Source organism: Pararobbsia silviterrae, assembly GCF_003628125.1.
Lineage (GTDB): Bacteria > Pseudomonadota > Gammaproteobacteria > Burkholderiales > Burkholderiaceae > Pararobbsia > Pararobbsia silviterrae.
On sequence record NZ_RBZU01000016.1, the window covers coordinates 58,775 to 80,962 of the forward strand.

Sequence of the window (22,188 nt, forward strand, 5' to 3'; positions counted from 1 at the left end):
ACGCGAACCGCGTGGTTGGGTGTAATGAAGTAACGCGAGGATACGGATTCGCACGGATCGCAACGTCTGCGCCGTGAACTGAATGCGTTACGCTCGCTCGAATGGTGACTCAAATGGTAGGGAACTCAGCGATGAAGAAGCCTTTCTGGATGTCGATGTTCGTGGTGCTCATGTTGGCGTGCGGCCTCGCGCGCGCGCAGGCGACGCAGACGATCGATGCGAGCACGCCCGAGGGGCTCGTCAAGGGCCTGACGGCCGAAGTCATGGCGGCGGTCAAGAGCGACAAGGCTGTTCAAGGCGGCAATCTCGATCACATCACGCAGCTCGTCAACGAAACGATCCTCCCGTACACGGATATCGAGCGCACGACGCGCCTCGTGATGGGCCGCAACTGGAACAAGGCGACGCCCGAGCAGCAGACGCAGATCGTCGAACAGTTCAAGAAGCTGCTGATCCGCACGTATTCGGGCGCGATCGCGCAGATCCACGACCAGCAGGTCACGTTCCAGCCGTTGCGCGGCGCGTCCGATACGGATGCCGTCGTGCGCACGCAGGTCCTGAACCAGGGTCAGACGATCGAGCTCGATTACCGGCTCGAGAAGACGGCGAACGGCTGGAAAGTCTATGACATCAACGTGCTCGGCGCGTGGCTGATCCAGGCGTATCAGTCGCAGTTCAACGAGAAGATCACGCAAAGCGGGATCGACGGCCTGCTCGATTTCCTCACGCACTTCAACGCGTCGCCCGCGCGCGGCCAGTCGTAATCGCGTGCTGTCGCATGGGTGCTCACACGCAATTTGAAACCGGCGCGAGACTGACGTTCGAGACCGCGAAAGCGGTGCTCGACGCGGGGCTCTCGCGCATCGCGGCCGGGGCGACGCAGGTCGACTGCGCGCCGCTCGAACACTTCGACTCGTCGGCGCTCGCGGTCCTGCTCGCGTGGCGCCGCGCCGCGCAGGAGCGCGGCGCCGATCTCGCGGTCGCCGGCTTGCCGGCCGGACTGGCGAGCCTCGCCGAGGCCTACGGCGTCACGCCCCTGATCGTGTCCGCGGTCTGATCGTTTCGCCCGCGCGAGCGCGTGCTCAAGCCCTGAGTCGAGACGGGATTGAGGCGCACGCGGGGCGGTGTGCCGACTTCGCCTATAATCAAGCGTTTTTGAGCATTGAGGCAGGGCGCGATCTCGCGTTTTGCCCTCCTGTCGCGGTCTGCTTGGACCGGGCGAGCCGTCATGTCAGCGATCGAAATACGCAACGTCAAGAAGCGCTATCAGGCGCTTCAAGCGCTCAAGGGCGTCAATTTGAGCGTGGAACCCGGTGAGTTCTTCGGCCTGCTCGGCCCGAACGGCGCCGGCAAGACCACGCTGATCAGCATCCTCGCAGGCCTCGCGCGCGCCGACGAGGGCCATATCCTCGTCGAAGGGCATGACGTCGTCACCGACTTCCAGGCCGCGCGCCGCGCGCTGGGCGTCGTGCCGCAGGAACTCGTCTTCGATCCGTTCTTCACGGTGCGCGAAACGCTGCGCATCCAGTCGGGCTACTACGGCCTGCGCCGCAACGACGACTGGATCGACGAGATCATGGCGAATCTCGACCTGACCGAAAAAGCCGACGTCAACACCCGGGCACTCTCGGGCGGCATGAAGCGGCGCGTGCTCGTCGCTCAGGCGCTCGTGCACAAGCCGCCCGTCATCGTGCTCGACGAGCCGACCGCGGGCGTCGACGTCGAGCTTCGCCAGGGTCTCTGGAAGTTCATTTCGAGGCTCAATCGCGAAGGCCATACGATCGTGCTGACGACGCACTATCTCGAAGAAGCCGAACAGCTCTGCACGCGCATCGCGATGCTGCGCCGGGGCGAAATCGTCGCGCTCGACCGCACGGCCGATCTGCTCAAGCGGTTCTCGGTCATGCAGCTGTCGCTGCGGCTCGCCACGGGCGTGCTGCCGGCCGAGCTGCGCGTGCTCGAGTCCGAGGGCGGCCGACGCCCGAACGCGAGCGAGCGCGATCACGTGCTGCGGCTCGGCAGCTACGAGGACGTCGAACCGATCCTCGCGCAATGCCGCGCGGCCGGATGCACGTTCGACGAGATCGAGATCAGCAAGGCCGATCTCGAGGACGTGTTCGTGCAGGTCATGCGCGAGCCCGCGCTCGTGGAGGGGCTCGCATGAGCGGATTCCGCACGCTGTTCTACAAGGAAGTCCTGCGTTTCTGGAAGGTCGCGTTTCAGACCGTCGCGGCGCCGATCGTGACCGCGCTGCTTTACCTGACGATCTTCGGGCACGCGCTGCAAAACCACGTCGCCGTCTATCCGGGCGTGCTCTATACGAGCTTCCTGATCCCGGGGCTCGTGATGATGAGCGTGTTGCAGAACGCGTTCGCGAACTCGTCGTCGTCGCTGATCCAGTCGAAGGTCACGGGCAATCTCGTGTTCGTGCTGCTGACGCCGCTCTCGCACTGGGAGATGTTCTCGGCCTACGTGCTCGCCGCGATCGTGCGCGGACTCGCGGTCGGCTTCGGCGTATTCATCGTGACGATCTGGTTCGTGCCGATCACGTTCGCGTCGCCGTTTTTCATCATCGTGTTCGGCGCGCTCGGCGCGGCCATTCTCGGCACGCTCGGCCTGATCGCCGGGATCTGGGCTCAGAAATTCGATCAGCTCGCGACATTTCAGAATTTCCTGATTATGCCGCTGACCTTCTTATCGGGCGTCTTTTACTCGACGCACTCGCTGCCGCCGGTCTGGCGCGCGATTTCGCAGCTGAACCCGTTCTTCTACATGATCGACGGATTCCGCTACGGCTTTTTCGGCGTCGGCGACGTCGATCCGTGGCTCAGCGTGCTCGTCGTCGGCGGTTTTCTGGTTATCGTGGCCGCGCTCGCCGTGGCCTTGCTCAAGCGCGGCTACAAGCTTCGCTATTGAAAGGAAGATTCATGTTGCCGACTCCCGAAGACGTCAAGCAATACATCGCCGCGGGGCTCGCCTGCGAGCACCTCGCGGTCGAGGGCGACGGCCAGCATTTCTTTGCGACGATCGTCAGCGAAGCCTTCACGGGCAAGCGGCCGATCCAGCGGCACCAGCTTGTCTATGCCGCGCTCGGCGATCGCATGAAGGCCGAGATCCACGCATTGAGCATGAAGACGCTGACACCCGCGGAGTGGCGCGCCGCCTGAGCGCGCACCCGCGATCGAATCGACAAGAAGCGGTCTCGCGATGACGGGGCCGCATGCGAACCACACGCGCAATCGGGATACGCAGTCACTCGCAGTACATTGGGAATCGTTTTGCGAATCGAAGAATCAAGCGGCAGGGCCGGCGGCGCACAAACAGCCGGCATCTCTCAGAACAACTCGTCCACGAAGGAAATCATGGACAAACTTGTGATTCAGGGCGGCCGCCGGCTTTCCGGCGAAATCACCGTATCCGGCGCGAAGAACGCGGCGTTGCCGATTCTTTGCGCCAGCCTTCTGACGGCGGACACCGTATCGCTGTCGAACGTGCCGAATCTGCAGGACGTGCGCACGACGCTCAAGCTGCTGCGTCAGATGGGCGTGCACGCGAGCGCATCGGGCCACGAAGTGAGCCTTGACGGACGTCATGTCGACAATCCGGTCGCGCCGTATGAACTCGTCAAGACGATGCGCGCGTCGATCCTCGTGCTCGGTCCGCTGCTCGCGCGCTTCGGCTATGCGAAGGTCTCGCTGCCGGGCGGCTGCGCGATCGGCGCGCGGCCCGTCGACCAGCACATCAAGGGCTTGCAGGCGATGGGCGCCGAGATCTCGATCGAGCATGGCTTCATCGAGGCCCGCGCGCGACGCCTGAAGGGCAATTCGATCCTGACCGACATGATCACGGTCACCGGCACGGAAAATCTGCTGATGGCCGCCACGCTCGCCGAGGGCGAGACGGTGCTCGAGAACGCCGCCTGCGAACCCGAGGTCACGGATCTCGCGAATCTGCTCGTGAGCATGGGCGCGAAGATCGACGGCATCGGCACGGGCCGTCTCGTGATCCAGGGTGTCGAGCGCCTGCATGGCGCGAGCCATCGTGTGATTCCCGACCGCATCGAAGCGGGCACCTTCCTGTGCGCCGTCGCGGCCGCGGGCGGCGACGTGACGCTGCGCAGCGTGCGCGCGGGCCTGCTCGACGCCGTGCTCGACAAGCTGCGCGAATCGGGCGCCGAGCTTTCGGGCGGCGACGACTGGATCCGCGTGCGCATGGATCGCCGTCCGACGGCCGTGAGCTTCCGGACCTCCGAATATCCGGCGTTCCCGACCGATATGCAGGCGCAGTTCATGGCGCTGAACAGCGTCGCGGACGGCGCGTCGCGCGTCGTCGAGACGATTTTCGAAAATCGCTTCATGCACGTCCAGGAACTCAACCGTCTCGGCGCGAACATCACGATCGACGGTCATACGGCGCTCGTGACCGGCGTCGAGCGTCTGTCGGGCGCGAACGTCATGGCGACCGATCTGCGCGCGTCGGCGAGCCTCGTGATCGCGGGCCTCGTCGCGTCGGGCGAAACGCATGTCGACCGGATCTATCACCTGGACCGCGGGTACGACCGCATGGAAGCGAAGCTCTGCGGCGTGGGCGCCGACGTACGCCGGATCGACGGTCGCGGCGCGCCCGCTACGCTTGTCGACGAAGCCGACGACGACGCGCCGCACGTCAACGGCGTGAACGGCATCCACGACTCGAACGCGACGCATGCGATCGACGCGCACGCCGCCGACATCTCGGCGCCGGCGAATCGCGCGGGCGACGCACCGGCGGGGCGCGTGCAATGACGACGACGCCTTTGACCCTCGCGCTGTCGAAGGGCCGCATCTTCGAGGAAACGCTGCCGCTGCTCGCGGCGGCGGGCATCGAGGTCACCGAGAATCCCGAGACTTCGCGCAAGCTGATCCTGCCGACGACGAACCCGAACCTGCGCGTGATCATCGTGCGCGCGACCGACGTGCCGACGTACGTCGAATACGGCGCAGCCGATTTCGGCGTGGCGGGCAAGGACGTGCTCATCGAGCACGGCGGCGGCGGGCTCTACCAGCCGCTCGATCTCGATATCGCGCGTTGCCGGATGTCGGTCGCGGTGCCGGGCGGTTTCGACTACGCGAACGCCGTGCGGCAGGGCGCGCGCCTGCGCGTCGCGACGAAGTACACGCAGGTGGCGCGCGAGCATTTCGCGTCGAAGGGCGTGCACGTCGATCTGATCAAGCTGTACGGCTCGATGGAGCTCGCGCCGCTCGTCGGACTCGCCGATGCGATCGTCGACCTCGTGAGTTCGGGCGGCACGCTGCGCGCGAACAATCTCGTCGAAGTCGAGCAGATCATGGAGATCAGTTCGCGGCTCGTCGTCAATCAGGCCGCGCTCAAGCTCAAGCGCGCGGCGCTCAAGCCGATTCTCGACGCGTTCGAGCGCGCCGTGTCGCCCGCGACGGCGGCCTGACGAGATCGGAAAGGAACCCAACAGATGTCGATCAAGATTCGCCAGCTCGATTCCACGCAAGCCCGGTTCAAGGAGGCGTTGCACGCGGTGCTTGCATTCGAGGCGAGCGAAGACGAGGCGATCGAAAGCGCGGTTACGCGGATTCTCGCCGACGTCAAGGCGCGCGGCGATGCGGCCGTGCTCGACTACACGAAACGGTTCGACCGCGTCGATGCGACCGACGTCGCGACGCTCGAACTGCCGCGCGCGCGGCTCGAGGCGGCGCTCGAGGGACTGCAGCCGAAGCGGCGCGCGGCGCTCGAATGCGCGGCGGCGCGCGTGCGCGCGTATCACGAGAAGCAGAAGCTCGAATGCGGCACGCATAGCTGGCAATACACCGAGGCCGACGGCACGGTGCTCGGCCAGAAGGTCACGCCGCTCGACCGCGTCGGCCTGTACGTGCCCGGCGGCAAGGCCGCGTATCCGTCGTCGGTGCTCATGAACGCGATTCCGGCGACGGTCGCGGGCGTCAAGGAGATCATCATGGTCGTGCCGACGCCCGACGGCGTCGCGAACGATCTCGTGCTCGCGGCCGCGCTCATCGGCGGCGTCGACCGCGTCTTCACGATCGGCGGCGCGCAAGCGGTCGGCGCACTCGCGTACGGCACGCAGACCGTGCCCGCCGTCGACAAGATCGTCGGTCCCGGCAACGCGTATGTCGCGGCGGCCAAGCGCCGGGTGTTCGGCGTCGTCGGCATCGACATGATCGCGGGGCCCTCGGAAATTCTCGTCGTCTGCGACGGCACGACCGATCCGCGTTGGGTCGCGATGGATCTGTTCTCGCAAGCCGAGCACGACGAACTCGCGCAATCGATCCTGCTGTGCCCCGATGCGGACTTCCTCGTGCGCGTGCAGGCCGCGATCGAGGAGCTGCTGCCCGAGATGCCGCGACGCGACGTCATCGCGAAGTCGCTCGAAGGCCGCGGCGCGTTCGTCAAGGTGCGCGACATGGCCGAGGCCTGCGCGATCGCCAACGACATCGCGCCCGAGCACCTCGAAGTGTCGGCGCTCGACGCACAGACCTGGGCGCAGCAGATCCGCCATGCGGGCGCGATGTTCCTCGGCCGCTTCAGCAGCGAAAGTCTCGGCGACTATTGCGCGGGACCGAACCACGTGCTGCCGACCTCGCGGACCGCGCGGTTTTCGTCGCCGCTCGGCGTGTACGACTTCATCAAGCGTTCGAGCATGATCGAGATCAGCCAGGAAGGCGCGCAGACCCTTGGCGAGATCGCGGCCGAACTCGCTTATGGCGAAGGGCTGCAGGCCCATGCGCGCAGCGCCGAAATGCGCATGAAATAGCTGGGTCGGGGGACGCGCCGGGTGGTCCCCAGGTGAACCCCGGGGGCGATCCCCGGGCGTTCGCCGGACGCTCGGGCGGCCCCCGTACGAAGGCGGGCGCGTTGCCCGTACTGCCGGACACCGATATGAATGCCACGCTGCACACGATCGTTCGCCCTGACGTCCTTGCGATGCAACGCTATGCGGTTGCCGACGCGACGGGCCTGATCAAGCTCGACGCGATGGAGAACCCGTTCCCGCTGCCCGCCGCGCTCGCGGCCGAGCTCGGCGAACGGCTCGCCGGCGTCGCGCTGAACCGGTATCCGGCGCCGCGCCCGGCCGCCGTGCTCGACAAGCTGCGCGCCCGCATGGGCGTGCCCGCGCACGCCGACGTCCTGCTCGGCAACGGTTCCGACGAACTCATTTCGATCGTGTCGGTCGCGCTCTCGAAGCCCGGCGCGGTGGCGCTCGCGCCCGTGCCGAGCTTCGTCATGTACGAGATCTCGGCGCGGCTCGCGCATCTCGACTTCGTCGGCGTGCCGCTGAGGGACGACTTCAGCCTCGATGCCGACGCGATCTGCGCGGCGATCGACACGCATCGTCCCGCGCTCGTCTATCTGCCGTACCCGAACAATCCGACGGGCAATCTGTTCGACGATGCGCAGATCGAGCGCGTGCTTCGCGCCGCGCGTGGCGCGCTCGTCGTGATCGACGAGGCGTATCAGCCGTTCGCGCAACGGAGCTGGATGTCGCGCGTCGGCGAATTCGACAATCTCGTCGTCATGCGGACCGTCTCGAAGCTCGGGCTCGCGGGGATTCGCCTCGGTTATCTCGCGGGGCCGCCCGATTGGGTCGCCGAACTCGACAAGGTCCGGCCGCCGTACAACGTCAACGTGCTCACGCAGGCCACGGCCGATTTCATGCTCGATCACCTCGACGTGCTCGACGCGCAGGCCGCGACGTTGCGCGACGCGCGCGAGGCGCTCGTCGACGCGCTCGCATCGATCCCGGACGTGCGCGTGTTTCCGAGTGCGGCGAACTTCGTGCTCGTGCGCGTGCCCGACGCCTCGCACGCGTTCGAAACCTTGCTTGGGCGAGGGGTGCTCGTCAAAAACGTGAGTAAAATGCACGCGCAACTCTCGAATTGCCTGCGACTCACGGTCGGTACCCCTGACGAGAATGCGCAGATGCTGGCCGCGATGGCCGCTGCACTCAAGGCCTAGGCCAACGCCCACTGTTCAAACCCGATTCAGGACATACCCATGCGCATAGCGGAAGTCGTTCGCAACACCAGCGAAACGCAGATCCGTGTGAAGATCAATCTCGACGGCACCGGCCAGCAGAAGCTTGCGAGCGGCGTGCCGTTTCTCGACCACATGCTCGATCAGATCGCACGCCACGGCATGGTCGATCTCGAAGTAGAAGCGCACGGTGACGTCCATATCGACGATCACCATACGGTCGAGGACGTCGGCATCACGCTCGGACAAGCCGTCGCGAAGGCGCTCGGCGACAAGAAAGGCGTGCGCCGCTACGGTCATTCGTACGTGCCGCTCGACGAGGCGCTCACGCGCGTGGTCATCGATCTGTCGGGACGGCCGGGCCTCGAATTCCATATTCCGTTTACGCGCGCGCGGATCGGCACGTTCGACGTCGATCTGACGATCGAGTTTTTCCGCGGCTTCGTGAATCACGCGGCGGCGACGTTGCATATCGACAATCTGCGCGGCATCAATGCGCATCATCAGGTCGAGACCGCGTTCAAGGCGTTCGGACGCGCGCTGCGTATGGCCGTCGAGTTCGACGAGCGTGCCGCTGGGCAAGTCCCGTCGACAAAAGGTAACCTCATCGGCTGACGCATGATGGGCTCGCGTGCGTCGATCCGCCGCGCCGCCGGTGGCGGGGCCGCGAACGCGGCCTGAACCGGCGGCGAAGGTCCCGACCACGTTGATGCCGATCCGGACGATCCGATGGACCTACTCAAGTCGTTCATATCGCTGGTTGCGCTGATCAATCCGCTTGGCGCGATTCCGATCTTTTTGAGTCTGACGGCGTCGCAGACGCGCGTGCAAACGCAGCGCACGGTCCGGATCGCATCGATCGCGGTCGCCTTCGTGATCGGGTTCGCGGCGACGATCGGCGAGCGCACGATCGCGTTCTTCGGCATCTCGATCGGCTCGCTGCAGGTTGGCGGCGGCATCATCATGCTGATGATGGCGATCAACATGCTCGCGGCGCGCACGCCGCCGCAGCAGGCCACGCCGCAGGAGCGGACCGACGCCGAGCTCAAGGACAACGTCGCCGTGGTCCCGCTCGCGATTCCGCTGCTCACGGGGCCGGGTACGATCAGCACCGTGATCGTCTATGCGGGGCAAGCCGTGCACTGGTACGACCGACTGCCGCTGATCGCGGTCGGCGCCGGGCTCGGCGCGATCTGTTACGTCGCGCTGCGCGCGGCCGAGCCGATCGCGAACGTTGTCGGGCAGACGGGCATCAATATCGCGACCCGCATCATGGGTCTGATCCTGGCGGCGCTGGCCGTCGAATTTATGGCTAATGGACTCAAGTCCCTGTTTCCAGTTTTGAGATGAAAAATTCGATTGCGATTGTCGACTACGGTTCGGGCAACCTTCGATCGGTCGCCCAGGCGCTGCGCAAGGCGGCGCCCGAGGCCGAGGTCGCCGTGGTGACCGAGCCCGAACGCATCCGCGCGGCCGAGCGCGTCGTGCTGCCCGGACAGGGCGCGATGCCCGATTGCATGCGCTCGCTGCGCGAGTCGGGCCTGCTCGAGGCGGTGCTCGAAGCGTCGCGCGAAAAGCCGCTGCTCGGCGTCTGTGTCGGCGAGCAGATGCTGCTCGACTGGAGCGCCGAAGGCGACACGCCGGGGCTCGGGCTTATTCACGGCTCGGTCACGCGTTTCGCGCTCGACGGGCGCTTGCAGGACGACGGGTCGCGTTTCAAGATTCCGCAGATGGGCTGGAACCGTGTGCGGCAGACGGCTGCGCATCCGGTCTGGCGCGGCATCGCGGACCAGAGCTTCTTCTATTTCGTCCACAGCTATTTCGTGACGCCGTCGGACCCGACGCACACGGCGGGCGAGACGGTCTACGGAGACGCGTTTACGTCGGCCGTCGCGCGCGATAACATTTTCGCGACCCAGTTTCACCCCGAGAAAAGCGCCGACGCAGGGCTGCACCTGTATCGCAACTTTGTCGAGTGGCGGCCGTAGGCCGGCTCGGCGTCGCGGCCGCGCGCGCCGACGACCGATCGATTCGATCGCTTGGCGCGCCGCATCAGCCCGCCGCAGGCGCACGGACTGGGTTTCCCCCATCCGGCCAGGTCGTGCGCGGCGCGGGACTTGTACTACACTAGCGTGAAACCCGGCCCACAGGGCCCTGTGCGGCCCGGACCGCTTTTTTTCTCATACACAACACGATTGCTATGCTGCTTATTCCGGCCATCGATCTGAAAGACGGTCAATGCGTTCGCCTCAAGCAAGGCGATATGGATCAGGCGACGGTTTTCTCGGAAAACCCCGCGGCCATGGCGCGGCACTGGGTGAATCAGGGCGCGCGTCGCCTGCACCTCGTGGACCTCAACGGCGCGTTCGCCGGCAAGCCGAAGAATGAAGCCGCGATTCGCGCGATTATCGAAGAGGTCGGCGCCGATATCCCCGTGCAGCTCGGCGGCGGGATCCGCGATCTGAACACGATCGAGCGCTATCTCGACGACGGCCTCTCGTACGTGATCATCGGCACGGCCGCCGTCAAGAATCCCGGCTTTCTGCAGGACGCGTGCTCGGCGTTCGGCGGTCACATCATCGTCGGTCTCGACGCGAAGGACGGCAAGGTCGCCACGGACGGGTGGAGCAAGCTGACGGGCCACGAAGTCATCGATCTCGCGCAGAAGTTCGAGGACTACGGCTGCGAGTCGATCATCTATACGGATATCGGCCGCGACGGCATGCTTCAGGGCATCAATATCGACGCGACCGTGCGTCTTGCACAATCGGTCAAGATTCCCGTGATCGCATCGGGCGGACTCTCGAAGCTCGCCGATATCGATCTGCTCTGCGAAGTCGAGGATCACGGCGTCGAGGGTGTCATTTGCGGCCGCGCGATCTATGCGGGCGAACTCGATTTCGCCGCCGCGCAGTCGCGCGCCGACGCGTTGCGCGAAACGGGCGTCTGATCGCGGCATGTCGGCGCGCGTGACAGGCTGTCCGGCGTCACGCGGCCGGTCCGGCGCCGAGCGGTTCCCTGATCCGCGCGCGCGTCATACGGATGCGTGCGCGGGACCGTGCACCCCGGCCGGTTCCGGTGCGGCGTTCGATTCAACGACGCGCATCCGTGCACAATGAGCGACTCTTCGCGCGATCGACGCGCGATCTTCACGAACATCATGGCTCTCCCGAAACGCATCATCCCGTGTCTCGACGTGACCGCCGGTCGCGTCGTCAAAGGCGTCAACTTCGTCGAACTCCGCGACGCGGGCGACCCGGTCGAAATTGCGCGCCGCTACGACGGCGAAGGCGCCGACGAACTGACCTTTCTCGACATCACGGCGACGTCCGACGGTCGCGACCTCATTCTGCCGATCATCGAAGCCGTCGCTTCGCAGGTCTTCATTCCGTTGACGGTCGGTGGCGGCGTGCGCGTCGTCGAGGACATTCGCCGTCTGCTCAATGCGGGTGCCGACAAGATCAGCATGAATTCGTCCGCGGTCGCGAATCCGCAGCTCGTCGCGGACTCGGCGGACAAATACGGTTCGCAATGCATCGTCGTCGCGATCGACGCAAAGCGCGTGTCCGCTGACGGCGAGCCGCCGCGCTGGGAAGTGTTCACGCATGGCGGGCGCAAGACGACCGGACTCGACGCGATCGAATGGGCGCGCAAGGTCGCGGCGCTCGGCGCGGGTGAAATCCTGCTCACGAGCATGGATCGCGACGGCACGAAGTCGGGCTTCGATCTCGGACTCACACGCGCCGTCTCGGATGCCGTGCCGGTCCCCGTGATCGCATCGGGCGGTGTCGGCACGCTCGCGCACCTCGCCGACGGCGTGACCGAAGGCCACGCTGACGCGGTACTCGCCGCGAGCATCTTCCACTATGGCGAACACACGATTCAAGCGGCCAAGCACTTCATGGCCGACCGCGGCATCGCAGTGAGGCTTTGATCATGACGACCGATTGGCTGGACAAGGTCCGGTGGGACGCGAACGGGCTCGTACCCGTGATCGCGCAGGAAGCGGGCAGCAACGACGTGCTGATGTTCGCGTGGATGAATCGCGAGGCTTTGCGGCTTACCGTCGAACATCGACGCGCGGTCTATTTCTCGCGCTCGCGCAACAAGCTCTGGTTCAAGGGCGAGGAGTCGGGCCACGTCCAGCACGTGCACGAGATCCGGCTCGATTGCGACGAGGATGTCGTCCTGCTCAAGGTCGAGCAGGTCTCGGGCATTGCGTGTCATACGGGCCGTCACGCGTGTTTCTTCCAGAAGTTCGAGGGGACGGCCGAGGCGGGCGAGTGGGTGACCGTCGAGCCCGTGCTCAAGGACCCGGACGCGATTTACAAATAAACGAAGACGATCGACGCATGACAACCCCTGATACGTTGAGCAAGCTCGCGGCGGTGCTCGAAAGCCGCAAGGGCGGCGATCCCGATTCGTCGTACGTGGCGCGCCTGTTTCATAAGGGCGATGACGCGATTCTGAAGAAGATCGGCGAAGAAGCGACCGAAACGGTCATGGCCGCGAAGGATGCGCGCCATGGCGGCGAGCCCGCGAAGCTCGTCGGCGAGGTTGCGGACCTCTGGTTCCACAGCATGGTGCTGCTGGCGCACTTCGGACTGGGTCCCGCGGACGTGATCGCCGAGCTTGAGCGTCGCGAGGGGCTCTCGGGGCTCGAGGAAAAGGCGCGGCGGCCCGGCTAGGCGTGCGCGCGGTCATGATGCGCGGCGTGCACTACACTGGAGCCGCGCGCGGATCGGCCGCCGTGATGCGCCTGTCGGACGGATGGGCGCGATGCATGGGCCTGATGCATAGGCCCGATGCATAGGCCCGATGCCCCGCCTGGACAGGCGGGGCCGGATGCGCGCCATGGCGGGTGCTGACGAGCGGTGCGGGCGGCGTGAGGTTCGCGGGCCGGTCGAGGCGAGACAATCAACCTGTTGGGACGACGGTGATCGAACACTATGAGCCATGACAATTGCCTGTTCTGCAAAATCGCGTCAGGCGAAATTCCAAGCAAGAAGATCCACGAAGACCCCGAATTCGTCGCGTTTCACGATATTCGTCCGGCCGCGCCGATCCACGTGCTCGTGATTCCGCGCAAGCATATCGCGACGCTCTCGGAAGTTACGCCGGACGATGCGCCGCTGCTTGGTAGAATGGTCGTGCTTGTCTCGAAACTCGCCGAACAGCTCGGCGTCGCCTATACGGATGGCGACACGGGGTTCCGGACCGTGATCAACACGGGGCCCGGCGGCGGACAAGAGGTCTACCATCTGCACGCGCATCTTCTCGCGGGCCCGCGTCCGTGGTCGCGGATGGGGTAGGCAGGTATGTGACAGCGGGGACTTGCCCGTGACACGCGTGGGACATTGGCGACCGGTAAAAAGACGCTTTGCCGTCGAATATTGGCCATGGACCATGAACGCGACGCGCCGCTCGGCGCGCGCAGTGATGTGCAATGGAGATAGATGATGGGTTCGCTTAGCATTTGGCATTGGTTGATCGTGTTGTTGATCGTGGCCCTGGTGTTCGGCACGAAGAAGCTGCGCAATATCGGCACCGACCTCGGCGGCGCCGTCAAGGGATTCAAGGAAGGCATGCGCGAGGCCGAGACGGCAGCGCCCGCCGGCGAGCACAAGGAATTGCCGCGCGAAACGACGATCGACGTCGAGGCGAAGGAACGCGCCAAGGCTCAGGACTTCCGCTAATCCACGCTTCGGCACGTATCGATGCTCGATCTCGGTCTCTCAAAGATGGCTCTGATCGGGGTGGTCGCGCTAGTCGTGATCGGCCCTGAACGGTTGCCGCGCGTCGCGCGTCTCGCCGGCACCATGCTCGGCCGCGCGCAGCGCTACATCAACGACGTCAAGGCGGAAGTCACGCGCGAGATGGAGCTCGACGAGCTTCGCAAGATGAAGACGGGCTTCGAGGACGCGGCGCGCAACGTCGAAAATACGGTCCACGATGCCGCGCGCGAGCAGCAGGCGTCGATCACCGATGCGTGGAGCCAGGGCGAAAGCGTCGCGTCGAACGAGATCGGCGCCGACGTCAATATCACGGGCACGCCCGTGGTGTCGCGCTACGGCGCGGGTGCGCCTGCGCCCAAGCGCAAGAACTGGCGCGTCAAGCAGACCGCCATGCCGAACTGGTACAAGCGCGTGAGCGCGACGCGCACGCGCGTCCAGTCGGGCGCCGCACGCGTTGCGCGGCATACCCCGCCGAGCTTGCGACGGCCGATCCGCTTCCTCTGAGACCCGACCCGCGCGCTCCGACCTTCGACCCGCCGCCCCGCGCTCCATCGAGCCGATCGCCCGCGCCCCGGCGCGCCGAGGATCGCATGTCGCGCGCGGGACTTCCATCCGACCGATCACACCATCCTGAAGGGCCCGCGTGAGCTCACCCGAACCGAACCGAACCGAGGACAGCGGACAACCCGGCGAAGAGTCGTTCATTTCGCATCTGATCGAACTGCGCGATCGCATCATCCGCGCCGGCATTGCCGTGATCGTCGTGTTCATCGGGCTTGTCTACTGGGCGCCCAATATCTTCCACCTGCTGGCGCGGCCGCTGCTCGACAATCTGCCCAAGGACGGCAAGATGATCGTGACCGACGTCACGGGCTCGTTTTTCGTGCCGATGAAGGTCACGATGATGGTCGCGCTCGTGATTGCGCTGCCCGTCGTGCTTTATCAGATCTGGGCCTTTATCGCGCCGGGCCTCTATCAGCATGAGAAGAAGCTTGTCGTGCCGCTCGTGAGCAGCAGCTACATCCTGTTTTTGTGCGGGATGGCATTTGCTTATTTCGTCGTGTTTCCGACGATCTTTCGCGTGATGGCGCACTACAACGCGCCGCTCGGCGCGGAAATGTCGACCGATATCGATAACTATCTGAGCTTTACGCTGACGATGTTCCTGTGCTTCGGCGTGACGTTCGAGGTGCCGATCGTCGTCGTGCTGCTCGTGCGCATGGGCGTCGTCACGCTCGCGAAGCTCAAGCAGATTCGCCCGTACGTCGTGGTCGGCGCGTTCGTCGTGTCGGCCGTCGTGACGCCGCCCGACGTGTTCTCGCAACTGATTCTGGCCGTACCGTTGATCCTGCTCTATGAAGCCGGCATCGTCGCCGCGCGGCTTATCGTCGGCAAGGACAAGCCGCGTATCGAAAGCGGCGACAGCGCGACGTCGGACTGACGGACGCCGAGCCGGATCGATTGTCGAGACGGGCGCTTCGCGCCCGACTCGGCGATCGAATCGGTTCGGGCGGCAAGCGCAGGGCGGGCATGCCTTCCCGGCGGGCTCTCCTCTCCATCCCGAACGCCCCTCTAGCAAGCGCTACTGAGCCCCCGAGCTGCCGTCGTCGCCGTTATCGTCACCGTTGCCGTCGCCGCCGTTGTCCCCGCCGTCCGCGGCCGCGCGTTTCGGCGGCGGCGGACGTTTGCCGACGACGAGATCGACGTCGAGCGGCTTGTTCTTGCGAATCAGATGAACGAGCGCGGTCGTGCCCGGCTTGATTTGCGCGATCACATTGAGCAGTTTCGTCGTGTCTTCGATCGTCTGATCGTTGACGCCGATCAGAATGTCGCCCGGCTTGATGCCGGCCTTGTCGGCAGGGCCGCCCTGAAGCACGCCGGCGACAATCGCACCGGTTTTCTGCGTGAGCCCGAACGACTCCGTGATGTCGGGCGTAACGTCCTGCGGCTCGACGCCGATCCAGCCGCGCGTGACCGTGCCGGTTTCGATGATGCTTTCGAGCACGGTCCGCGCCGTCGTCACGGGAATCGCGAAGCCGATCCCGAGCGAGCCCCCGCTGCGCGAGTAGATGGCCGTGTTGATGCCGAGCAGATTGCCGTTCACGTCCACGAGCGCGCCGCCCGAATTGCCCGGATTGATCGCCGCGTCGGTCTGGATGAAGTTCTCGAACGTGTTGATGCCGAGGTGATTGCGCCCGAGCGCCGAGATGATCCCCATCGTGACCGTCTGGCCGACGCCGAACGGATTGCCGATCGCGAGCACGACATCGCCGACACGCGTCGAATCCATGCGTCCGAGCGTGATGATCGGCAGATTCGGCAGGTTGATCTTGAGCACCGCGAGGTCGGTTTCCGGATCGGAGCCGATGATCTTCGCGTCGGTCTTGCGGCCGTCGGCGAGCGCGACCTCGATCTCGTCGGCGCCGTCGACGACATGCTGGTTCGTTAGAATGTAACCGTCTGCGCTGACAATGACGCCCGAGCCTAGGTTCGACGTCGCATGCGGCGCCGGTTTGGCGGGCGAGCCGCGCTCGCCGAAGAAGTAGCGGAACAGCGGGTCGTTGAGGCGCGGATCCTTGGCTGCCGACCCGTTGCCCTTGCTCGAGAAGACATTGACGACGGCGGGCATCGCCTTCTGGGCGCCGTCGGCATACGACGAGGCGGAACTCGCGACGTGGCCCGTAAGCCCCGGAGCGACTTCCTGCAGCGCGACGATCGGCGCCGAAAGCTGGCGGCCGAAGCGACCCTGGTGTTGTAACCACTCGGGCTTCAAAGTGGCGACGATGAAGATCAGCGCCAACAGCACCGTTACTGCCTGCGCAAAGAGCAGCCAGAAGCGTCGAAGCATAAAGTTATCAGGGGCTTATATGGATCGGAATGACCTTGAATTGTATCTGAACAACCTGCTTGAAACGCCGCGCTTTCGGGATTACTGCCCAAACGGGCTTCAGGTACAAGGGCGCCGCCGCATCGAGAAGATCGCGACGGGCGTGACCGCATCGCTCGCGTTCGTCGAAGCCGCGATCGAGTGGGGCGCCGACGCGCTGTTCGTCCATCACGGCTATTTTTGGAAGAACGAGGCCGCACCCGTCGTCGGACAGAAGCACGGGCGCCTGCGCGCGCTGCTCGTCAACGACATCAATCTGTTCGCCTACCACCTGCCGCTCGACTCGCATCCCGAGCTCGGCAATAACGTCCAGCTCGGCGAACGGCTCGGCTGGATTCCCGATGGCCGTTTCGGCGACAACGAGATGGGCTGGATGACGACGCTGCCGATGCCCGTGACGCTCGAGGGGCTGGCGGCACAGGTCAACAACACGCTCGGCCGCGAGCCGCTCGTGATCGGCGACGACGATCGGCCGATCCGTCGGATCGCCTGGTGCACGGGGGCCGCGCAGGGTTATTTCGAAGACGCGATCGCGGCGGGCGCGGATGTCTACCTGAGCGGCGAGATTTCCGAGCCGACGACGCATCTCGCGCGCGAGTCCGGTGTTGCCTATATCGCAGCCGGCCATCACGCGACCGAACGCTACGGCGTGCAGGCGGTCGGCGCGCATCTGTCCGATCAATTCGATATCGAACACCTGTTTATCGATATCGACAATCCGGTTTGAAATCCGCAGACATCGGGTTTTCCCGCGGGCGCGCATCCATAGCGCGCCCCATTGCCGCCCATTCTCGCAATTTATGCTGCATTGCATATATTGAACTGAGCTGCACTATTCTGCTCTTGCTGAAAAATACTTATCGATCAAAGGTTTGTTGCACTGCCTCTGAAGCATGTTGCGAATAGCGGCGGGTGAAATCGGATTTAGTCAATCCTTATAAGCGCCGTCTTATGCTCAAAAAGGCCGTCGGTATAATCTAACGTGCCGGAAAATCCAACTTAGAAGTGGGGCGTGTGATGCGAGATAACGAGAATGGTCGCGTCGACAATAGCCGCCGTACCTGGCTCATTGCGACGTCGGTTGCAGGAGGAGTAGGTGGAGTAGCGACGCTGGTTCCGTTTGTAGGTTCGTTGGCACCATCCGAAAAGGCCAAGGCGGCGGGGGCGCCGGTCGAGGCCGATATCAGCAATCTGAAGCCCGGCGAAATGATGGTCGTGCCGTGGCGCGGCAAACCCGTCTGGATCGTCAACCGCACCGACGCGATGCTCGAGGACGTGGTCAAGGCCGACCCCGAGCTTGCTGATCCGCACACGCTGAACCCCTTCTCGATGCCTTTGCCCGAGTACTGCAACAATGAGTACCGGTCACGCGCCGATCACAAGAACATTCTCGTTCTCGTCGGCATCTGCACCCATCTTGGTTGCTCTCCGAGCCCGCGCTTCTCGCCCGGGCCCCAGCCGAACCTGCCGAGCGACTGGCCCGGCGGCTGGCTCTGTCCGTGTCACGGTTCGACCTTCGATCTCGCCGGCCGCGTGTTCAAGAACAAGCCCGCGCCGCAGAACCTCGACGTGCCGCGCTATATGTTCGTCAACGCGACGACGCTCGTGATCGGCAAAGACGAAAGTGGGGAGGCGTAATCATGGCTGCAGAAAAGCAAGTCGATACGACGGGGCTGCTCGGCTGGATCGATCGCCGATTCCCGCTGACCTCGCTCTGGAAGGCGCATCTCTCTGAGTATTACGCGCCGAAGAATTTCAATTTCTGGTACTTCTTCGGCTCGCTCGCACTGCTCGTGCTCGTGCTGCAGATCGTCACGGGGATCTTCCTCGTGATGAACTACAAGCCGGATTCGCAGCTCGCGTTCGCGTCGGTCGAGTACATCATGCGCGACGTGCCGTTTGGCTGGCTGATCCGATACCTGCATTCGACCGGCGCATCGATGTTCTTCGTGGTCGTCTATCTGCATATGTTCCGCGGGCTGCTGTACGGCTCGTATCGCAAGCCGCGCGAACTCGTCTGGATCTTCGGCTGCCTGATCTTCCTCTGCCTGATGGCCGAGGCGTTCTTCGGCTACCTGCTGCCGTGGGGACAGATGTCGTACTGGGGCGCGCAGGTCATCGTGAACCTGTTCTCGGCGATTCCGTTCATCGGTCCGGACCTCTCGCTCTGGATTCGCGGCGACTACGTCGTCAGCGACGTCACGCTGAACCGGTTCTTCGCCTTCCACGTGATCGCGATTCCGCTCGTGCTGCTCGCGCTCGTCGTCGCGCACATCATGGCGCTTCACGAAGTGGGCTCGAACAACCCCGACGGCGTCGAGATCAAGGAGAAGAAGGACGCGAACGGCATTCCGCTCGACGGCATTCCGTTCCATCCGTACTACTCGGTGCATGACTTCCTCGGCGTGTCGGTCTTCCTGTTCATCTTCTGCGCGATCGTGTTCTTCGCGCCGGAAATGGGCGGCTACTTCCTTGAAGCGAACAACTTCATCCCGGCCGACTCGCTGAAGACGCCGCCTGAAATCGCGCCGGTCTGGTACTTCACAGCGTTCTACGCGATGCTGCGTTCGGTGACCGAGTACTTCAAGATCGTGCTCGAAGTCATCGCGGGTCTGCTTGCGCTGCTCGGGCTCATCAAGGCGCGCACGGCGCGCGGCAAGATCGGCTCGGTCGTCGGCGCCGGCATCGTGATCGGCATCATGCTCGTCACGCAGGCCAAGTTCTGGGGCGTGCTCACGATGGGCGGCGCGGTCGTCACGCTGTTCTTCCTGCCCTGGCTCGATCAAAGTCCGGTCAAGTCGATCCGCTACCGGCCGACGTTCCACAAGCTGCTTTACGTCCTGTTCGTGTTCGTTTTCCTGATGCTCGCGTTCCTCGGCACGAAACCGCCGACGCCCGCGGGTACGTTGCTCGCGCAGATCGGCACGCTCGTGTACTTCTGCTTCTTCTGGGGGATGCCGTTCTGGACGCGGCTCGGCACGTTCAAGCCGGTGCCGGAACGCGTGACGTACAAACCTCACTGAACGCCAGCCAACGGGACAATACGAATGAAAAAGCTTCTTTCGATCCTGGCGATGCTCGGTGCGGCGCTGCTGAGCACGCATGTCGTCGCCGAAGAAAACGTGCATCTCGACGAGGCGCCGAATCGCACGGCCGATCTCGTCTCGCTCCAGCGAGGCGCGCGGCTTTTCGTCAATTACTGCCTGAATTGCCATAGCGCGACCGCGATGCGGTACTCGCGATTGCGCGACATCGGCCTGACGGACAAGGAGATCGAGGACAATCTCCTGTTCTCGACCGACAAGGTCGGCAATCCGATGACCGTGGCGATGCGCGCCCAAGACGCGAAGGAATGGTTCGGCGTGGCGCCGCCCGACCTCAGCGTCGAGGCGCGCGCACGCGGCGCGGACTGGATCTACACCTACCTGCGCTCGTTCTACAAGGACGACACGCGTCCGACGGGCTGGAACAATGCCGTGTTCCAGAATGTGGGCATGCCGCACGTACTTTGGCAGCTGCAAGGCGTCAGAACGCCGAAATTCGAGGATTCCACCGACGAAAACGGTGAGGTTCAGCACCGAATTATTGGATTTCAGCAAGTCACTCCCGGTACTATGTCGCCCAACGACTATGACGAGGCGGTCGCGGACCTGACCTCGTACCTCGTCTGGATGGCGGAGCCGGCGGCCAAGGAGCGCAAGCAAATTGGGGCCTGGGTGCTGCTGTTCCTGGGTTTGCTGAGCTTTTTCGCATGGCGTCTGAACGCCGCCTACTGGAAAGACGTCAAATAACGCGCCAGCGATTTGATGCAGGGGCCAGCGAACAGCGACGCGCCGATGCGCGTGCCGCCTCGCTGGCCCTTCGGTTTTTTAAGGAAACTAAAAAATGATGGTTCTTTATTCAGGCACGACTTGCCCGTTCTCCCAGCGCTGCCGTCTGGTGCTGTTCGAAAAGGGGATGGATTTCGAAATCCGTGACGTCGACTTGTTCAACAAGCCTGAAGACATCGCGGTCATGAATCCGTACGGCCAGGTGCCGATTCTCGTCGAACGCGATCTGATTCTCTACGAATCGAACATCATCAACGAGTATATCGACGAGCGCTTCCCGCACCCGCAACTGATGCCGGCCGATCCGGTCCAACGCGCACGCGCGCGCCTGTTCCTGCTCAATTTCGAGAAGGAGCTGTTTGTGCATGTCGGCACGCTCGAAAACGAAAAGGGCAAGGCCGCGGAAAAGTCGCATGAAAAGGCGCGCATCGCGATCCGCGACCGCCTGACGCAACTTGCGCCGATCTTCGTCAAAAACAAGTACATGCTCGGCGAAGAGTTCTCGATGCTCGACGTCGCGATCGCGCCGCTGCTTTGGCGCCTCGACCACTACGGGATCGAATTGTCGAAGAATGCGGCGCCGCTGATGAAGTACGCCGAGCGCATTTTCAGCCGTCCGGCGTATATTGAAGCGCTGACGCCGTCCGAAAAGGTCATGCGCCGGTAAGACGCCGACCGGGCTCGGGTCTCCGCCCGGGTCACGGCACGCCGCGGGCGGTTGGATGCGGCCGAGCGCGCTTGCGGCGCGCGGCGGCCGCCCGAATGACGAGATGTGCTGCTTCGCGCCGTCGAACGCGCGGGGCCGGACGATTGGATGGATGCGGGCGGATGCCTGAACGCCGCTATGCCGGCGATGGCGTGCGCACGCGATAGGACATGGGAATGGCAGAAACACCGACCAAGCCGTATTTGTTGCGCGCGCTGTATGAATGGTGCACCGACAACGGCTATACGCCGCATCTGGCCGTGCGCGTCGACGATCGGACGCGCGTGCCGCGCGAATTCGTCCGCGATGGCGAGATCGTGCTCAACATCAGCTTCGAAGCGACGAGCGGCCTCAAGATGGGCAACGAGTGGATCGACTTCAACGCGCGGTTCTCGGGGAAGTCGCACCACATCGAAGTGCAGGTCTCGAACGTGCTCGCGATCTATGCGCGCGAGAACGGCCAGGGCATGGCGTTCCCGGTCGAGGAACGGCAACCTGACGACGTCGTGCCGGAAGACGACGCGCTTGGCGACGGCGCCGGGGACGGCGTCGAGGAACTCGAACAACTCGACAGCGAGTCGCCCGTCGGCGCCCAACCCGCGTCGCAGGCCGGCGCGCCGTCGCTCGTCGTGTCGGGCGAAGCCGCGCAAGAGGGCGGTGTCTCGGCGGAGTCGTCGAGCGACGGTTCGCCCGACGATTCGCCGGGCAAGGGCGGCCGAGGCCATCTGAAAGTCGTCAAGTAGCCGGACCGCTGTCCCGCCGCAAGATCGGCGGTTCGGCGCGACCCGCAATGAAAAACGGGCTGCACTTTCGTGCAGCCCGTTTTATTTGTCTGGTGCCCCCTGTCTGATTCGAACAGACCACCTCATGATTACAAGTCAAGTGCTCTACCAAATGAGCTAAGGGGGCGAAACACAGCCGCCGATTATATGCGAAGTCCGAATGCAGTACCACTTCGCGGAAGCGTCGGCCCAAAACCGCTAGAATCTCGCCTGAGTCTGGCGCACCCCGCGCGCCCACTTTTCGTCC

26 protein-coding genes, 1 tRNA gene and 1 pseudogene are annotated in these 22,188 nt (G+C 64.3%); 26 read left to right on the forward strand and 2 right to left on the reverse strand.

From position 1 onward, the window contains the following. The first annotated feature begins 131 nt into the window (after positions 1-131). The 20 genes and pseudogenes from D7S86_RS25665 to tatC all read left to right on the forward strand — a co-directional run bounded on the left by D7S86_RS25665 (position 132) and on the right by tatC (position 15,177). A complete protein-coding gene (locus tag D7S86_RS25665; protein ID WP_121090776.1) occupies positions 132-764 on the forward strand; it encodes an MlaC/ttg2D family ABC transporter substrate-binding protein in 633 nt (210 codons plus the stop codon). A gap of 14 nt (positions 765-778) precedes the next feature. Beyond that, positions 779-1,057 carry an STAS domain-containing protein gene (locus D7S86_RS25670; RefSeq protein ID WP_121090777.1) on the forward strand — a complete coding sequence of 93 codons (279 nt, stop codon included), beginning with the start codon at positions 779-781 and terminating at the stop codon, positions 1,055-1,057. 171 nt (positions 1,058-1,228) lie between these two features. Beyond that, the gene (locus D7S86_RS25675; protein ID WP_121090778.1) at positions 1,229-2,164 is read left to right on the forward strand and encodes an ABC transporter ATP-binding protein; all 936 of its coding nucleotides are present in this window, start codon (positions 1,229-1,231) and stop codon (positions 2,162-2,164) included. After that, complete coding sequence (locus D7S86_RS25680) at positions 2,161-2,916, forward strand: ABC transporter permease (RefSeq protein ID WP_121090779.1); 756 nt, start codon at positions 2,161-2,163, stop codon at positions 2,914-2,916. The genes D7S86_RS25675 and D7S86_RS25680 overlap by 4 nt, the downstream gene beginning before the upstream one ends. A gap of 11 nt (positions 2,917-2,927) precedes the next feature. Continuing rightward, positions 2,928-3,167: a BolA family protein gene (locus D7S86_RS25685; protein ID WP_121090780.1), complete on the forward strand. Its 240-nt coding sequence runs from the start codon at positions 2,928-2,930 to the stop codon at positions 3,165-3,167. Positions 3,168-3,329: 162 nt separating this feature from the next. Continuing rightward, positions 3,330-4,622, forward strand: a pseudogene (gene murA, locus D7S86_RS25690) (UDP-N-acetylglucosamine 1-carboxyvinyltransferase); the annotation flags it as partial. Positions 4,623-4,780: 158 nt separating this feature from the next. After that, on the forward strand, positions 4,781-5,443 hold the full coding sequence (hisG, locus tag D7S86_RS25695; protein WP_121090783.1) for an ATP phosphoribosyltransferase: 663 nt from the start codon (positions 4,781-4,783) through the stop codon (positions 5,441-5,443). A gap of 24 nt (positions 5,444-5,467) precedes the next feature. Beyond that, positions 5,468-6,781 carry a histidinol dehydrogenase gene (gene hisD / locus D7S86_RS25700; protein ID WP_121090785.1) on the forward strand — a complete coding sequence of 438 codons (1,314 nt, stop codon included), beginning with the start codon at positions 5,468-5,470 and terminating at the stop codon, positions 6,779-6,781. A gap of 125 nt (positions 6,782-6,906) precedes the next feature. Continuing rightward, the gene (hisC, locus tag D7S86_RS25705) at positions 6,907-7,983 is read left to right on the forward strand and encodes a histidinol-phosphate transaminase (protein ID WP_121090787.1); all 1,077 of its coding nucleotides are present in this window, start codon (positions 6,907-6,909) and stop codon (positions 7,981-7,983) included. 39 nt (positions 7,984-8,022) lie between these two features. Next, positions 8,023-8,616: an imidazoleglycerol-phosphate dehydratase HisB gene (gene hisB, locus D7S86_RS25710; protein ID WP_121090788.1), complete on the forward strand. Its 594-nt coding sequence runs from the start codon at positions 8,023-8,025 to the stop codon at positions 8,614-8,616. 114 nt (positions 8,617-8,730) lie between these two features. Further along, positions 8,731-9,351: a MarC family protein gene (locus tag D7S86_RS25715; RefSeq protein WP_121090790.1), complete on the forward strand. Its 621-nt coding sequence runs from the start codon at positions 8,731-8,733 to the stop codon at positions 9,349-9,351. Continuing rightward, the gene (hisH, locus tag D7S86_RS25720; protein ID WP_121090791.1) at positions 9,348-9,989 is read left to right on the forward strand and encodes an imidazole glycerol phosphate synthase subunit HisH; all 642 of its coding nucleotides are present in this window, start codon (positions 9,348-9,350) and stop codon (positions 9,987-9,989) included. Before D7S86_RS25715 ends, hisH begins: the two co-directional genes overlap by 4 nt. A gap of 212 nt (positions 9,990-10,201) precedes the next feature. Next, a complete protein-coding gene (gene hisA, locus D7S86_RS25725) occupies positions 10,202-10,951 on the forward strand; it encodes a 1-(5-phosphoribosyl)-5-[(5-phosphoribosylamino)methylideneamino]imidazole-4-carboxamide isomerase (protein WP_121090793.1) in 750 nt (249 codons plus the stop codon). Positions 10,952-11,161: 210 nt separating this feature from the next. Next, entirely contained in the window at positions 11,162-11,935 is a 774-nt protein-coding gene (gene hisF, locus D7S86_RS25730) for an imidazole glycerol phosphate synthase subunit HisF (protein ID WP_121090870.1), read from the forward strand. A gap of 2 nt (positions 11,936-11,937) precedes the next feature. After that, positions 11,938-12,336 carry a phosphoribosyl-AMP cyclohydrolase gene (hisI, locus tag D7S86_RS25735; protein ID WP_121090795.1) on the forward strand — a complete coding sequence of 133 codons (399 nt, stop codon included), beginning with the start codon at positions 11,938-11,940 and terminating at the stop codon, positions 12,334-12,336. Positions 12,337-12,353: 17 nt separating this feature from the next. Next, positions 12,354-12,689: a phosphoribosyl-ATP diphosphatase gene (locus D7S86_RS25740; protein ID WP_121090796.1), complete on the forward strand. Its 336-nt coding sequence runs from the start codon at positions 12,354-12,356 to the stop codon at positions 12,687-12,689. A 261-nt stretch (positions 12,690-12,950) separates the two neighbouring features. Continuing rightward, positions 12,951-13,313, forward strand: a complete 363-nt coding sequence (locus D7S86_RS25745; protein ID WP_121090798.1) for a histidine triad nucleotide-binding protein — start codon at positions 12,951-12,953, stop codon at positions 13,311-13,313. A gap of 147 nt (positions 13,314-13,460) precedes the next feature. Beyond that, positions 13,461-13,697 (forward strand): Sec-independent protein translocase subunit TatA, encoded by a 237-nt coding sequence (tatA, locus tag D7S86_RS25750; RefSeq protein ID WP_121090800.1) that lies wholly within the window; start codon positions 13,461-13,463, stop codon positions 13,695-13,697. Between the two features lie 21 nt (positions 13,698-13,718). Then, the gene (gene tatB, locus D7S86_RS25755; protein ID WP_121090802.1) at positions 13,719-14,240 is read left to right on the forward strand and encodes a Sec-independent protein translocase protein TatB; all 522 of its coding nucleotides are present in this window, start codon (positions 13,719-13,721) and stop codon (positions 14,238-14,240) included. 139 nt (positions 14,241-14,379) lie between these two features. Continuing rightward, complete coding sequence (tatC, locus tag D7S86_RS25760; RefSeq protein ID WP_121090803.1) at positions 14,380-15,177, forward strand: twin-arginine translocase subunit TatC; 798 nt, start codon at positions 14,380-14,382, stop codon at positions 15,175-15,177. 141 nt (positions 15,178-15,318) lie between these two features. On the opposite strand, the gene D7S86_RS25765 is transcribed toward tatC, so the two are convergent. Beyond that, entirely contained in the window at positions 15,319-16,584 is a 1,266-nt protein-coding gene (locus tag D7S86_RS25765; RefSeq protein WP_121090805.1) for a Do family serine endopeptidase, read from the reverse strand. A gap of 19 nt (positions 16,585-16,603) precedes the next feature. Here D7S86_RS25765 and D7S86_RS25770 point away from each other — a divergent pair, with 19 nt between their 5' ends. The 6 genes from D7S86_RS25770 to D7S86_RS25795 all read left to right on the forward strand — a co-directional run bounded on the left by D7S86_RS25770 (position 16,604) and on the right by D7S86_RS25795 (position 21,902). Further along, a complete protein-coding gene (locus D7S86_RS25770) occupies positions 16,604-17,350 on the forward strand; it encodes a Nif3-like dinuclear metal center hexameric protein (protein ID WP_121090806.1) in 747 nt (248 codons plus the stop codon). 290 nt (positions 17,351-17,640) lie between these two features. Continuing rightward, positions 17,641-18,261 carry a ubiquinol-cytochrome c reductase iron-sulfur subunit gene (petA, locus tag D7S86_RS25775; RefSeq protein WP_121090808.1) on the forward strand — a complete coding sequence of 207 codons (621 nt, stop codon included), beginning with the start codon at positions 17,641-17,643 and terminating at the stop codon, positions 18,259-18,261. Positions 18,262-18,263: 2 nt separating this feature from the next. Continuing rightward, entirely contained in the window at positions 18,264-19,646 is a 1,383-nt protein-coding gene (locus D7S86_RS25780) for a cytochrome b (RefSeq protein WP_121090809.1), read from the forward strand. A gap of 24 nt (positions 19,647-19,670) precedes the next feature. Continuing rightward, the gene (locus D7S86_RS25785) at positions 19,671-20,414 is read left to right on the forward strand and encodes a cytochrome c1 (RefSeq protein WP_121090811.1); all 744 of its coding nucleotides are present in this window, start codon (positions 19,671-19,673) and stop codon (positions 20,412-20,414) included. Positions 20,415-20,508: 94 nt separating this feature from the next. Then, entirely contained in the window at positions 20,509-21,120 is a 612-nt protein-coding gene (locus D7S86_RS25790) for a glutathione S-transferase N-terminal domain-containing protein (RefSeq protein ID WP_121090813.1), read from the forward strand. Positions 21,121-21,335: 215 nt separating this feature from the next. Continuing rightward, a complete protein-coding gene (locus D7S86_RS25795) occupies positions 21,336-21,902 on the forward strand; it encodes a ClpXP protease specificity-enhancing factor (RefSeq protein ID WP_121090814.1) in 567 nt (188 codons plus the stop codon). 90 nt (positions 21,903-21,992) lie between these two features. On the opposite strand, the gene D7S86_RS25800 is transcribed toward D7S86_RS25795, so the two are convergent. Then, positions 21,993-22,068, reverse strand: a tRNA-Thr gene (locus tag D7S86_RS25800). Positions 22,069-22,188 lie beyond the last annotated feature (120 nt).